At 65.5% G+C, this 13,567-nt stretch carries 10 protein-coding genes; 7 read left to right on the plus strand and 3 right to left on the minus strand.

The window, feature by feature from the left end:
- Positions 1-46 precede the first annotated feature (46 nt).
- The 5 genes from ftsZ (at position 47) to ligA (ending at position 8,295) form a co-directional block, all read left to right on the plus strand.
- Positions 47-1,840 carry a cell division protein FtsZ gene (ftsZ, locus tag IVB28_RS06125; RefSeq protein WP_247525133.1) on the plus strand — a complete coding sequence of 598 codons (1,794 nt, stop codon included), beginning with the start codon at positions 47-49 and terminating at the stop codon, positions 1,838-1,840.
- 361 nt (positions 1,841-2,201) lie between these two features.
- On the plus strand, positions 2,202-3,164 hold the full coding sequence (gene lpxC, locus IVB28_RS06130) for a UDP-3-O-acyl-N-acetylglucosamine deacetylase (RefSeq protein ID WP_247525134.1): 963 nt from the start codon (positions 2,202-2,204) through the stop codon (positions 3,162-3,164).
- Positions 3,165-3,407: 243 nt separating this feature from the next.
- Entirely contained in the window at positions 3,408-4,298 is an 891-nt protein-coding gene (locus tag IVB28_RS06135) for an outer membrane protein assembly factor BamD (protein ID WP_247525135.1), read from the plus strand.
- A 13-nt stretch (positions 4,299-4,311) separates the two neighbouring features.
- A complete protein-coding gene (gene recN, locus IVB28_RS06140; RefSeq protein WP_247525136.1) occupies positions 4,312-5,982 on the plus strand; it encodes a DNA repair protein RecN in 1,671 nt (556 codons plus the stop codon).
- A gap of 159 nt (positions 5,983-6,141) precedes the next feature.
- On the plus strand, positions 6,142-8,295 hold the full coding sequence (gene ligA / locus IVB28_RS06145) for an NAD-dependent DNA ligase LigA (RefSeq protein WP_247525137.1): 2,154 nt from the start codon (positions 6,142-6,144) through the stop codon (positions 8,293-8,295).
- Between the two features lie 98 nt (positions 8,296-8,393).
- On the opposite strand, the gene IVB28_RS06150 is transcribed toward ligA, so the two are convergent.
- The gene (locus IVB28_RS06150; RefSeq protein WP_247525138.1) at positions 8,394-9,668 is read right to left on the minus strand and encodes a multidrug effflux MFS transporter; all 1,275 of its coding nucleotides are present in this window, start codon (positions 9,666-9,668) and stop codon (positions 8,394-8,396) included.
- A 314-nt stretch (positions 9,669-9,982) separates the two neighbouring features.
- Entirely contained in the window at positions 9,983-11,812 is a 1,830-nt protein-coding gene (locus tag IVB28_RS06155; protein WP_247525139.1) for an aminopeptidase P family protein, read from the minus strand.
- A 185-nt stretch (positions 11,813-11,997) separates the two neighbouring features.
- Here IVB28_RS06155 and IVB28_RS06160 point away from each other — a divergent pair, with 185 nt between their 5' ends.
- Positions 11,998-12,177 carry a hypothetical protein gene (locus tag IVB28_RS06160; RefSeq protein ID WP_247525140.1) on the plus strand — a complete coding sequence of 60 codons (180 nt, stop codon included), beginning with the start codon at positions 11,998-12,000 and terminating at the stop codon, positions 12,175-12,177.
- Between the two features lie 108 nt (positions 12,178-12,285).
- On the opposite strand, the gene IVB28_RS06165 is transcribed toward IVB28_RS06160, so the two are convergent.
- Positions 12,286-13,173: a 50S ribosomal protein L11 methyltransferase gene (locus tag IVB28_RS06165; RefSeq protein ID WP_247525141.1), complete on the minus strand. Its 888-nt coding sequence runs from the start codon at positions 13,171-13,173 to the stop codon at positions 12,286-12,288.
- Between the two features lie 153 nt (positions 13,174-13,326).
- Here IVB28_RS06165 and IVB28_RS06170 point away from each other — a divergent pair, with 153 nt between their 5' ends.
- Positions 13,327-13,491, plus strand: coding sequence for a Flp family type IVb pilin (locus tag IVB28_RS06170; protein WP_212080623.1), 165 nt, complete (start codon positions 13,327-13,329; stop codon positions 13,489-13,491).
- Positions 13,492-13,567 lie beyond the last annotated feature (76 nt).

Here is a 13,567-nt window from a genome sequence, read left to right on the forward strand (position 1 = left end):
ACCGGCCGGGGCGAACCCACGCGCGCGTGATCGAGAGGCAGCAACCATGACCATCAGCATCAACGTTCCTGATATTCACGAACTGAAGCCCCGGATCACCGTGTTCGGCGTCGGCGGCGCCGGTGGCAACGCCGTCAACAACATGATCACGGCGGGCCTTCAGGGCGTCGACTTCGTGGTCGCCAACACTGACGCGCAGGCGCTGACGATGTCGAAGGCGCAACGCATCGTGCAGATGGGCACCGCGGCCACGCAAGGGTTGGGCGCCGGCTCGCAGCCGAACGTCGGCGCCGCGGCGGCCGAAGAGGTGATCGACGAGCTGCGCGACCATCTCTCGGGCGCCAATATGGTGTTCGTCACCGCCGGCATGGGCGGAGGCACCGGCACCGGTGCAGCTCCCGTGATCGCCAAGACCGCGCGCGACATGGGCATCCTCACCGTCGGCGTCGTGACCAAGCCGTTCCACTTCGAGGGCGGCCGCCGCATGCGCACGGCTGAAGCCGGCATCAACGAGCTGCATAAGGTGGTCGACACGCTCCTGATCATCCCGAACCAGAACCTGTTCCGGGTCGCCAACGAGAAGACCACCTTCGCCGACGCCTTCGCGATGGCCGACCAGGTGCTCTATTCGGGCGTTGCCTGCATCACCGACCTGATGGTCAAGGAAGGCCTGATCAATCTCGACTTCGCCGACGTGCGCGCGGTCATGCGCGAGATGGGCAAGGCGATGATGGGCACGGGCGAAGCCTCCGGCGACAAGCGCGCGCTGACTGCCGCCGAAGCTGCGATCGCCAACCCGCTGATCGACGATAGCTCGATGAAGGGCGCCAAGGGCCTCCTCATCTCCATCACCGGCGGCAAGGACCTCACCTTGTTCGAGGTCGACGAAGCCGCGACCCGCATCCGCGAGGAAGTCGACCAGGACGCCAACATCATCGTCGGCGCGACCTTCGACGAAGCGCTCGACGGCCTGATCCGCGTCTCGGTCGTTGCCACCGGCATCGAGCAGGCCGCGATTGCCCGCAACAGCCAGGCCACCAGCGCTCCGGTCGCGAACGCGGCGCCGCAGGCACAGCAGGCGCCCGCAGCGCCCCCCGTGGCTGCCGAGAGCCGTCTCGCCGATTTGACCGCGCGGCTCCGCGCCGACAATCAGCGCATGGCCGAGCGCGCCCAGAAGCTGGAAACACAAACGCCGGGCGCAGCACAGGCTTCGGTCGCTGCCGCGCCTCGTACGAACGTCGAGCGCGCTGCGCTCGCCGCGATTGCCGCGGCCGTTGCGGAGGTCCCGCAGGCGCCTGCGCCGATGCAGACCTACGGCGACGTCACCGTGCGCCCGATTGCTCAGAAGCCGACCCTGTTTCCGGAGGCTGAGCAGGCCCCGGTCGCGATGCAGGAGCCGATGACCCCCGAGACCTTCATCCCGCCGCAGGCCGAGCGCCCGGTCCGTGCACCGCGGATGCCGCGCATCGACGAACTGCCGATGCCGGCCCAGGCCGAGCTTCGCCAGGCTCGCGGTGAGGTCGAGGAGGAGGCGCCGCAGAAGAGCCGCCTGTCGCTGCTCCAGCGCCTCGCCAATGTCGGCCTCGGCCGTCGCGACGAGGAAAGCGAGCCGCCGGTCGCGGCCCGCACCGCCGGTCCCGCGATGCCGCCGCTGCCCGAGCGCCGGCAGCAGAAGTCCGTGGCGCAGCAGATCGCGTCGAGCGAGCCGGTATCTGAGTATGCGCGCCGCCCGGCGCCGCAGGGCCTGGACATGCATGGCCGTCCAGCGCCTGTTGCGCCGGCGCCACAGGGCGACGACCATCTTGATATCCCGGCCTTCCTGCGGCGGCAGGCGACCTGAGGATTGTTACAATAAGGCAGACGAAAAAGGGTCCCGGCAACAAGCTTGCCGGGACCTTTCCTTTTGTCCCGTGCATGCCCCGATTGCGCCGACAAACAACTGATTTTAAATCATTAATTACGTGTTCGGGTGTTCAGTAAAACTGCCGGCAGCGGCCCAAAACCTCGGCGTAATTTGGTTAAGCCTTGGCGCGAATACGGCAGGTTTGGGGTAACAATCGGTAAAAAAGCGTGAGTTGGCGCTGTTTGGGGCAGTGACTATGGTTTGCCGTGACTTGGGGATACGGATTCGCGGATGCCGGCACTGGCCGGCCAAGTGGGTCTAGTATAAGTCGCAGTGGTCGTAGTGGGGCGGGTTCCTGATGAAATTTAGCCGGCAAACAACGCTTCGCGCGCAAGCCTCCGTGGCAGGCGTAGGCGTTCATTCCGGTCTCCCCGTCACCCTCACGCTTGGGCCTGCGTCTGTCGACGCGGGCTTTGTTTTTGTCCGGACGGGCCTTGAGGGAAGTGATCGCGAAGTTCAGGCGACCGCTGACCAGGTGATCGCGACCGACTTCGCCACCGTCCTCGGTGATCGCACCGGTCCGCTGGTGTCCACTGCCGAGCACGTGCTTGCTGCACTGCGGGGTATGGGTGTCGACAACGCTACCATCGAGATCGATGGTCCGGAAGTGCCGATCATGGACGGCAGCGCCGCGGCTTTCGTTGCGGCGATCGATCAGGCCGGCATCGTGACCCAGCCGGCACAGCGCCGCTTCATTCAGGTTTTGAAGCCGATTTCGGTCAAGATCGGTGACTCCTTCGGCGAGATCCGGCCCTACGCCAACGGGTTCTCCGTCGAGGTCGAGATCGACTTCACAAATCCCGTCATCGGCCAGCAGAGCTACGCTTTCGACCTTAGCCCCGAAGGTTTCCGCCGCGAAGTCGGCCGGGCCCGGACCTTTGGTCTGATGTCCGACGTCGCGCGGCTCTGGAGCGCGGGTTATGCCCTCGGCGCCTCCTTCGACAACACGGTCGTGTTCGACGAGGAGCGGCTGCTCAACACCGAGGGCCTGCGCTACGCCGATGAATGCGCCCGCCACAAGGTGCTGGACGTGATCGGCGATCTCTCGCTGGCCGGCCTGCCGCTGCTTGGCGCCTACCGCTCGGTGCGTGGCGGCCACAAGCTGAACCACGCTGTCCTGACCGCGTTGCTCGCCGATCGTACCGCCTGGCGGGTGGTCGAGGGCGAGGCGGTCCGCCGCACCACGCGTCCCCAGGGCGAAGTCGGTCGCGGTATCGTCGGCGGCCGGATCGCGGCCGCCTACGGGCCGGACGTGTCCTGACGCCTTGCTGTCGCAGGCCTTGGCCGCGGCTTACCCCGGGAAAACCCTGGTAACCATGATCGGCTAGGATTGCGGCACGTTCGCCTTAATCCGGGCGGAATGCCTGCCTATCCGGTTGGTTAAAGATCGCTTTTCGGATACATCGGCGTGGTCGCATGGCAGGCACCACGGTTACATTTCGCGCCCATGACGGGGTTCATGGGCTGGCGGGCACCGCACCACAGGGCGTCAGGGCTTAAACTCATGTCGGCACAGCGTATGACGCGCGGATATTTCTCGGTCTCGTCGCGAGCCCGTGGGCTGCTTCAGGCCGTCACCTTCATCATGCTCGCCCTGCCGCTCGCCGGCTGCGGCACCGGCTCGCTCTGGGACAAGTTCACCGCCAAGGACGACACCTTCGTCGAGGAGCCCGCCGACAAAATCTACAATGAGGGCCTGTACCTCATGAACGAGAAGAAGGACATGAAGGCGGCGAACAAGAAGTTCGAAGAGGTCGACCGCCAGCATCCTTATTCCGAGTGGGCCCGCAAATCGCTGCTGATGTCGGCCTATGCGTCCTACCAGGGCGGCGACTTCGACGGCTGCATCGGCGCCGCCACCCGCTACGTCACGCTGCATCCCGGCAGCCCGGATGCGGCCTATGCGCAATATCTGATCGCGGCCTCCCATTACGACCAGATCCCGGACATCAGCCGCGACCAGGCCCGCACCGAAAAGGCGATCGCCGCTCTTGAAGAGGTGGTGCGCAAATATCCGAACTCGGAATACGCGACCTCGGCCAAGGCCAAGATCGAGGGCGCGCGCGACCAGCTCGCCGGCAAGGAAATGAACGTCGGCCGCTACTACGCCCAGAAGCGCGACTACACCGCGGCGATCAACCGCTACAAGACGGTCGTTACGCAGTACCAGACCACCCGCCATGTCGAGGAGGCGCTGTTCCGGCTCACCGAGGCCTATATGGCGATCGGCATCGTCGGCGAGGCGCAAACCGCGGCAGCCGTGCTTGGGCACAATTTTCCTGATAGTCGCTGGTACAAGGACGCCTATAATCTTGTAAAATCCGGTGGTCTCGAGCCGAGCGAGAATCAGGGGTCCTGGATCAGCCGGACCTTCAAGAAGATGGGTCTCGGCTAGGAAATTTGGTTCCATGCTGGCGCGTCTGTCGATCCGTGACATCGTCCTGATCGAACGGCTCGATATCGAATTCGCCACCGGCCTCGCGGTTTTGACCGGCGAGACCGGTGCGGGCAAATCCATCCTGCTCGATGCCTTTGCGTTGGCGCTCGGCGGCCGCGGCGACGCTGGCCTCGTGCGCCACGGCGCGGAGCAGGGGCAGGTCACTGCCGTGTTCGATATCCCCAAAAATCACCCCGCAACCAAGATCCTGGCCGAGAACGGTCTGGACGATACGGGCGAGATGATTCTCCGCCGGGTGCAGCTCGCCGACGGCCGCACCCGCGCCTTCATCAACGACCAGTCGATCAGCGTGCAGACGTTGAAGGCGGTGGGCGCCGCCCTGGTCGAGATCCATGGTCAGCACGACGAGCGCGCGCTGGTCGATGCTGCCACCCACCGCCGCCTGCTCGATGCTTTCGCCGGCCTGGAGAAGGACGTCGCTGCCGTGGAGGCGCTCTGGGACGCGCGCCGCAGTGCCAACACCGCACTTGGGGAGCATCGCGCCGACATGGAGCGCGCTGCGCGGGAGGCCGATTACCTGCGCCACGCCTCCGACGAGCTGAAGCGGCTCGCGCCCAAGGACGGCGAGGAGACCTCGCTGGCCCATCGCCGCACCACCATGATGCAAGGCGAGAAGATCGCCTCCGATTTGCGCGAGGCGCAGGAGGCGGTCGGCGGCCACCATTCGCCGGTCTCGACGCTGTCGGCAGCGGTACGCCGGCTGGAGCGTCGCGGCGTGAATTCGCCGGCGCTGGTCGAGCCCGCGGTGAAGGCGATCGACGCCGCGATCAACGCACTGGAGGAGGCCGACCAGCATCTTCAGGCCGCGCTTGCCGCGACCGACTTCGATCCTTCAGAGCTCGAACGCATCGAGGAGCGCCTGTTTGCGCTGAGGGCCGCCTCGCGCAAATATTCGACGCCGGTCGACGGCCTCGCCGCGCTGGCCGCCAGATATGCCGCCGACGTGGTCCTGATCGATGCCGGCGCCTCGCGGCTGAAAAAGCTCGAGCAGGCCGCGATCGAGGCAGATAGCCGCTATGCCGCCGCCGCCAAGAAGCTGTCACTGGTGCGGCAGAAATCGGCGGAGAAGCTCAACAAGGCCGTCAATGCCGAGCTGGCGCCGCTCAAGCTCGAACGCGCCAAGTTCATGACCCAGGTCGCGACCGATGAGGCAACTCCGGGCCCGCAAGGCTTCGACCGAGTCGAGTTCTGGGTGCAGACCAATCCGGGCACCAAGCCGGGACCGATGATGAAGGTCGCCTCCGGCGGCGAACTCTCGCGCTTCCTGCTGGCGCTCAAGGTCGTGCTGTCCGACCGTGGCTCGGCGCCGACCCTGGTGTTCGACGAAATCGATACCGGCGTGGGCGGTGCGGTCGCCGACGCCATCGGCGGGCGCCTGGCGCGGCTTGCCGGCAAGGTCCAGGTGATGGCTGTGACCCACGCCCCGCAGGTTGCGGCCCGGGCCGACCAGCATCTGCTCATCTCCAAGGACGCGCTCGACAAGGGCAAGCGCGTCGCCACCCGCGTCAATGCGCTCGCCGCCGACCACCGCCGCGAAGAAATCGCGCGGATGCTCGCCGGCGCGGAGATCACCGCCGAGGCGAGGGCTGCCGCGGAACGGCTGCTCAAGGCGGCGAGTTAGCCTTGTGTCCCGGACGCGGTGCAGCGCGTAGCGCCGCTCCGCAGCGCCGAGACCCGGAGTGCTGCCACATGGGCCCCGGCTCTGCAGCGCTGCGCCCCGTCCCGGCACGAGACCTTTACCGCCTTTACCCTCCCGCCCGCTCCGTCGTATCCAAGCACCATGGCCAGAGCAGCAAAATCCAAAGCAACATCGCCGCGCGACGTCGCCGACCTTACCAAGGCGCAGGCCAAGGTCGAGCACATGCGGCTCGCGCTCGAGATCGAGGGGCATAACGAGCGCTACTATCAGGAGGATGCGCCCACCGTCACGGACGCCGAATACGACGCGCTGCGCCAGCGCTTCAATGCCATCGAGAAGCGGTTTCCTGAATTTGTCACCGCGGATTCCCCCTCGCAAAAGGTCGGTGCGGCCCCGTCAGGCCGCTTCAAGAAGGTCCGGCATTCCGTTCCGATGCTGTCGCTCGACAACGCCTTTGCCGAAGAGGACGTGCGCGATTTCGTCGGCCGCATCGTCCGCTTCCTGAAGCTCGACGACGACAAGGTCAATTTCTCCGCCGAGCCGAAGATCGATGGCCTCTCGATGTCGCTCCGCTATGAGGGCGGCGAGCTCGTCACCGCGGCGACGCGCGGCGACGGCGCGGTGGGCGAGGACGTCACCGCCAACATCCGTACCCTCGAAGACGTGCCGCAGAAGCTGAAAGGACGCAACGTCCCCGATATCTGCGAAGTCCGCGGCGAGGTCTACATGACCAAGAAGGCGTTCCTCGCGCTCAACGAGCGGCAGAAGGCGGCAGGCGATACCATCTTCGCCAATCCGCGCAATTCGGCCGCAGGCTCGCTCCGGCAGAAGGATCCGACCATCACCGCCTCGCGCCCGCTCGGCTTCTTTGCCTATGCCTGGGGTGAGATGAGCGCGATGCCGGAGGGCACGCAGAGCGGCATGATCCACTGGTTCGAGCGCTGCGGCTTCAAGACCAACCCTTTGACCAAGGTCTGTCACTCCGTCGAAGAGCTGCTCGCCTTCCATCATTCGATCGAGGAGCAGCGCGCAAAACTCGACTACGACATCGACGGTGTCGTCTACAAGGTCGACCGCATCGACTGGCAGGAGCGGCTCGGCTTCGTCTCGCGCACGCCGCGTTGGGGCATCGCGCACAAATTCCCCGCCGAGCGCGCCATGACCGTGCTGCGTGACATCGAGATCCAGGTCGGCCGCACCGGCTCGTTCACGCCGGTTGGAAAGCTCGAACCGGTCGGGGTGGGCGGCGTGATCGTGCAGAACGTCACGCTCCACAACGAGGACTACATCAAGGGCATCGGCAACAAGGGCGAGGTGCTGCGCGAGGGCCGTGATATCAGGATCGGCGACACCGTCGTGATCCAGCGCGCCGGCGACGTGATCCCGCAAGTGGTCGACGTCGTCCTCGACAAGCGGCCGAAGAGTGCCAAGGAATTTCCTTTCCCGAAGAAGTGCCCGTGCCCGCTGCGCACCGACGTCGTGCGCGGCGAGACGGCCGCCGGCGAAGAGGAATCTCGCGCCCGCTGCACCGGCGAGTTCGCCTGCCCCTATCAGAAGATCGAGCACCTCAAGCTGTTCGTATCACGCCGCGCCTTCGACATCGACGGTCTCGGCGAGAAGCAGCTGCAGTATTTCTTCGACGAGGGATGGGTCAAGGAGCCCGCCGACATCTTCACGCTGGAGAAGCGCAATTCGAAGCTCAAGCTCGAGGAGATCGAGGGCTACGGCGCGACCTCGGTGCGCAACCTGTTCGGCGCCATCGAGAGCCGGCGCAAGATCGCGCTGGAGCGCTTCGTCTACGCGCTCGGCATGCGCCATGTCGGCGAGACCACGGCACTGGCGCTGGCACGCGGCTACGGCTCCTGGGACGCGTTCCACGACGCCTGCCTGAAGGTCGCTGACGGTGACGAGGAGGCGATGGCGGAGATGGACGCGCTCGACCAGATCGGCGACACCGTGATCAAGAGCGTCGCCGATTATTTCGGCGAGAGCCACAATCGCGGCATCGTCGAGCGGCTGACCAAGGAAGTCGAGATCCTCGACGCCGAGAAGCCGAAGAGCAACTCGCCAGTCGCCGGCAAGACCGTGGTGTTCACGGGATCGCTGGAGAAGATGACGCGCGACGAGGCCAAGGCGACGGCAGAGCGTTTAGGGGCAAAGGTGTCGGGCTCGGTGTCGAAGAAGACCGACCTCGTCGTCGCCGGGCCAGGCGCCGGCTCCAAACTCGCCGAGGCCAACAAGCATGGCGTCACGGTGCTGACCGAAGACGAGTGGCTGAAGCTGATCGGGGAGTGAGGTCGGTACAGTCGTTCCGGGGCGATGCGAAGCATCGAACCCGGAAGCTCGAGATTCCGGGTTCGCCTCTTCGAGGCGCCCCGGAATGACGGAAATCCTCACATCATCCCCGTCTCTTCCTCTTCCGCCTGCTCGATCAGCGCCTCGCTGACCACGACTTCGCGGCGGGGGACGACGAAGAGCATCATGCAGGCACAGAGCAGCGAGATCGCCAGCACCGCGGCGGTGAGCGGCAGCGTCGTTGCGGAGTGGCCGCCGAGATAGGCGCCGAACTGGGACATCAGCGCGCCGATCCCCTGTTGCAGAAAGCCCATGGCACCCGATGCGGTGCCAGCGGCTTCGGGACGGATGCTGATTGCGCCGGCCGCGGAATTCGCCATCACGAAGGCATTGCCGACCATCACGATCATCTGCGTGCCGAAAAGCCAGGCGGGCGCTTCGTTCCAGCCGGCAAAACTCCACAGCAGGTTCAACAGGCTGCCGGCGAGCTGGAGCGCGAGCCCGAACCAGATCAGCTTTGCCAGCGAGTGCCGCGGCGCAAAGCGCACGCAGAGCAGATTGCCGACCAGATACGCAAATCCCGTCGTCGCGAACCAGGCGCCGTATTCGGCGCTGGTCCGGCCCATCTGGGTCACCACGATGTAGGGACCGCCGCCGGCGAACGTAAAGATGATCTGTGAGGCCAGCACCTGGCACATCACATAGCCGACGAAGGCACGATTGCGGATCAGGATGCCGACATCGCCACGGAAGCCGCTGCCGGCGGCGCGGTCGCGACGCGTCTCGGGCAGCGCCAGCGCGATGCCCACGGCGACCATGATCGCGGCCACGGTGATGGCGTAGAAGATCGCGCGCCAGCCGAACGCGGTCTCGATCAGGCCGCCGGTGAGCGGCGAAACCATCTGGCCGATCATCAGCGCGGCAACCACGAGGCTGATCATGGAAGCGACGCGGTCGCGCGCGTAGATGTCGCGGATGATGGCGCGGCTCACCACCATGCCGGAGGCGCCGCCGAGCGCCTGGAAGAAGCGCGCTGCGATCAGTTGCGGCAGGGTTTCGGCGAAGATGCAGGCGATGCTCGCCGCGACCATCAACGCAAGGCCTCCGAGCAGCACCGGGCGCCGGCCGAACTTGTCCGACAAGGGCCCCATGATGAGCTGCGACAGTGCGATGCCGACCATGTAGAGCGACACCGTCATCTGCGCGATGGAAATGTCGCGCCCGAAGGTCGTTGCCAGCACAGGCAGCGCCGGAACCAGGATGTAAAGCGAGATCGGCGCGACCCCGGTCATGACGACGAGCAGCAGCAACACCACGCGCGAGGTCGCAAGGTTGGTCGCCGCTCTCGGCGGCTTGCTGATGATGCCGTGCATGCGTGCCCGTCTTTCGATTTCGAGACGGACTGTAGCGGGCTCGCGCAAGAGCGATATCGGCGTTTCGGAATGCGGCTATACGGATTTCGGGATGGTTATGACGACCGCGCCATGGCGGCCGTTTGGGCGGTTTGCGTGCGCCACAGATTCGTTGTCGTCGCCCGGCTTGACCGGGCGATCCAGTATTCCAGAGAGAGAAGATGCATATGGAGAAGCTGCGGCCTACTGGATTCCGCTTTCGCGGTGAGACACTGGTGGTGTGGAAGCAGCCTTGCGCAAAACGCGTAGTGCTGTGCGCGCTCCGAAACAGGGCCTTAACCTTTCAGCTCCGCCGTGGCCTGATCGAGCCAGGCCTTCGTCGCCTCATCGAGCGCCGGCCCGACCTCGGCTCTCACGCGCGCATGGTACGCGTTGAGCCAGGCGAGTTCGTCGCGGCTCAGCATCGCTGCGTCGATCAGCCGGCGATCGATCGGCGCCAAGGTCAGCGTCTCGAACGCGTTCATCGGTTTCTCGGCGCCCTTGATGTCGGCGGCGACGACCAGCTCGAGATTCTCGATGCGGATGCCAAAGCCGTCGGTCTTGTAGTAGCCGGGCTCGTTGGAGAGGATCATGCCGCGCTTCAGCGGCGTGGTCCCGAGCTTCGAGATCCGCGCCGGACCTTCGTGTACCGACAGATAGCAGCCGACGCCATGGCCGGTGCCGTGCTCGAAATCGACGCCGGCGGCCCAGAGGTATTGCCGCGCCAGCGTATCGAGCTGCGCGCCGGTGGTGCCGTCCGGAAAGATCGCGCGCGCGATCGCGATATGGCCGCGCAGCACACGGGTGAAGCGATCGCGCATCTCGTCCGTCGGCTCGCCCACGGCCATGGTCCGCGTAACGTCGGTGGTGCCGTCTTCGTATTGCGCACCGGAATCGATCAGCAGCAGGTCGCCGGAAGCGATCCGCCGGTTGCTCTTGCGGGTGACGCGGTAGTGCACGATGGCGCCGTTCGGTCCGGTGCCGGAGATGGTTGGAAACGACACGTCTTTCAGCGCGCCGGTGTCGCGGCGAAACGTTTCCAGCGCCTCGACTGCGTCGATCTCGGTGAGCTTGCCGCTTGCGGCCTCGCGGTCGATGAAGGCGAGGAAGCGCGCGAGCGCCACGGCGTCGCGCCGATGCGCCGTCTGCGTACCCTTGATCTCGGTCGGGTTCTTGACAGCCTTGAGCAGTGCAATCGGATCGCTGCCGCGCACGGGCTTGCCGCCGGCACCCGCGATCAGTCGGCTGAGGGCGTCTGCCGCGGTCGCGCTGTCCAGTGCGATCGATCCGCCGCTCTTGGCCAGCGCCATCAGCGTCGGGGCCATCGCGTCGGGTTCGCGCACGTCGGCGGACTGCTCGAGATGGTCGCGCGTGAGGTTGGAGAGCTTGCGATGGTCGATGAAGATGGTGGGACGTCCGTCCTTCGGCACCAGCGCGTAGGACAGTGGCAGCGGGGTATGTGCGACGTCGGCGCCGCGGATGTTGAAGGTCCAGGCGACCGCGTGGCTGTCGGACAGCACCAGCGCATCGACGCCGAGCTTGCCGATCTCGCCTCTGATCTGCGTCAGCTTCTCGGCTTCAGCGACGCCGGCATGCTGCAGGCCGTGCACGGCGACGGGGGCGAGCGGCGGCTGCGGGCGGTCTTGCCAGATCGCGTCGACCGGATTGCTGTCGACGGCAACCAGCTCGGCGCCGGCCTTGGCGCAGGCGGCGGACAGGCGTTCGGCTGCCGCAAAAGTGTGCAGCCACGGATCAAATCCGAGGCGGTCGCCGGCTTTCAGATGCGCCGACACCCAGCTTTCCGGCGGCGGGTCGATCAGCGATTCCACGGCCCAGGCCTTTGCATCGACCTGCTTGGCGGCCTGAAGCGTGTAGCGGCCGTCGACGAACACGGCGGCCTCCTGGGTCAGAACCACCGCGAATCCCGCCGAGCCCGTAAAACCGGTCAGCCAGGCCAGCCGCTCTTCTGACGGCGGCACATATTCGTTCTGCTGCTGATCGGCGCGCGGAACGACGAAGCCGGTCAGCTTGCGGCGGGCGAGTTCTTCGCGAAGCGAGGCCAGCCGTGCGGTCAAGGCGACGCCGGCCTCCGGCTCCTCGAATGTCTGAAAGTGTGCTTCGAACATGTGGATCACTTTAGGATCACGGGGACGAGTCCGCAATCTGGGCGCATTTGCGTCGCATCTGGCATGGACCGTGCTTGAAGTGGTTCCACTTGAGTCGCGTGGAGTAAGGATGCGGCAGTCGCGCTTTGTCCGGATAACAGGGAAATTCGAGCAGGTGGTTCATCTCAACGACGAGGGGACACACGATGCCAGTGTTCACGTTTGAGAAGATTTCGCCGCCGGTGCGTCGTGCTCCGACCGCGGCGGCATCGAAGAAGCCGCGCGGCGTCATCAGGCAGATGATCGACCGCATCGCCGAGCGCCGCGCCAGGCGTACGTTGCAAGACGAGCGCGCGATGCGCCGGGACGAGAAGCCGGCGGAGTAGCGGCCAACTCGTAGGGTGGGGAAGGCGCGAAGCGCCGTGCCCACCATCTCTCCCGGTCGCAAAAAGTGCGTGGGCACGCTCCGCTTTGCCCACCCTACGGCACCTCGCTTATGCGACCTTCCGCAGCAACAGACTGCTCCACCCCTCGATCCGCAGATGCTTCAACGGCACGAGGCCGCGTGCGCGGTAGGCGGCGATCACGGCCGGGGCCTGGTGCGTCAGCAGGCCGGAGAGGATGACGCGTCCGCCGGGCGCGAGATGCAGCGCCATGGGGGCCGCCAATTGCCTGAGCGGGTTGGCAAGGATGTTGGCCAGCACCAGGTTGAATGGACCGCACTGGCCAAAATCCGGCGCGGCGAAGCCGGTGGCACGGATCACCCGCACATGGTTGCCAACTTCATTCAGCACCGCGTTCTCGGCCGCCACCCGCACCGACGGCGGGTCGATGTCGGAAGCGAGCACGTGGCGGTGCAACGCTTTCGCCGCGGCGATGGCCAGCACCCCCGTCCCGGTGCCGAGGTCGAGCAGGTTCCGCGGGCGGGAACTCTTCAGAACATGGTCAAGCAGCAGTAAACAGCCCCGGGTGGTGCCGTGGTGGCCAGTGCCGAAGGCGAGCGCGGCCTCGATCTCGATCTTGAGTTTGTTCGCCGCCACCCGGTCGCGATCGTGGCTTCCGTGCACGACGAAACGGCCGGCCGGGACCGGAACGAGGTCTTCAAGGCTGGCCTTGACCCAGTCCTTGGCCTCCATCGTATCGAAGATGAGCGTGTCGGCAATCGCAATTCCTGCCGAGTTTACAACGAGTTCGCGCAGGAGCGCCTGATCCGGCGCCTCCGCGAAATGCAGCGTGACGTCCCATCGTCCGTCCGGCCGCTCGAAGGCGGCGACTGCCGCATCGCCCTCGAAAAACACCTCGGTGAGCACGTCGACGACGCGCCGGGCGTCGGCCTCGCCGCCGGTCGAAAAGCTGGCGCGATGGGTCGGGGAAGGCTGCATTCAGGGTTCCGTTAAGTTCAATTTTTGGAACTTTTGTTCCCGATTTACCGCTTAAGTTGCGGTTCCCCGTTTAACTCGGCCGCAGGCTGTGCCCCGTAGGTTTGCGGGTGTTGAAGTAAGCCAACACAGCCTGGATTGAAACGGAGGCGAGTCTTGAAGAGCATGATTCAGAAGTTCTGGTCGGATGAGTCCGGTGCCACGGCGATCGAATACGGTCTGATTGCCGCGGGTATCGCCCTCGCGATCATCACCGTGGTGAACAACCTCGGCACTACCATGAACGAGAAGTTCACTTCGATTAGCACCTCCTTGAAGTAATTTCCGCCTCCTTTCCCAGCGGGGGCATGTTTTCTTCTGAGGCCATCCTGATCACCGCCCGCGAGGGGATTCCCCC

Origin of the sequence: Bradyrhizobium sp. 199 (assembly GCF_023073355.1) — a bacterium.
Lineage (GTDB): Bacteria > Pseudomonadota > Alphaproteobacteria > Rhizobiales > Xanthobacteraceae > Bradyrhizobium.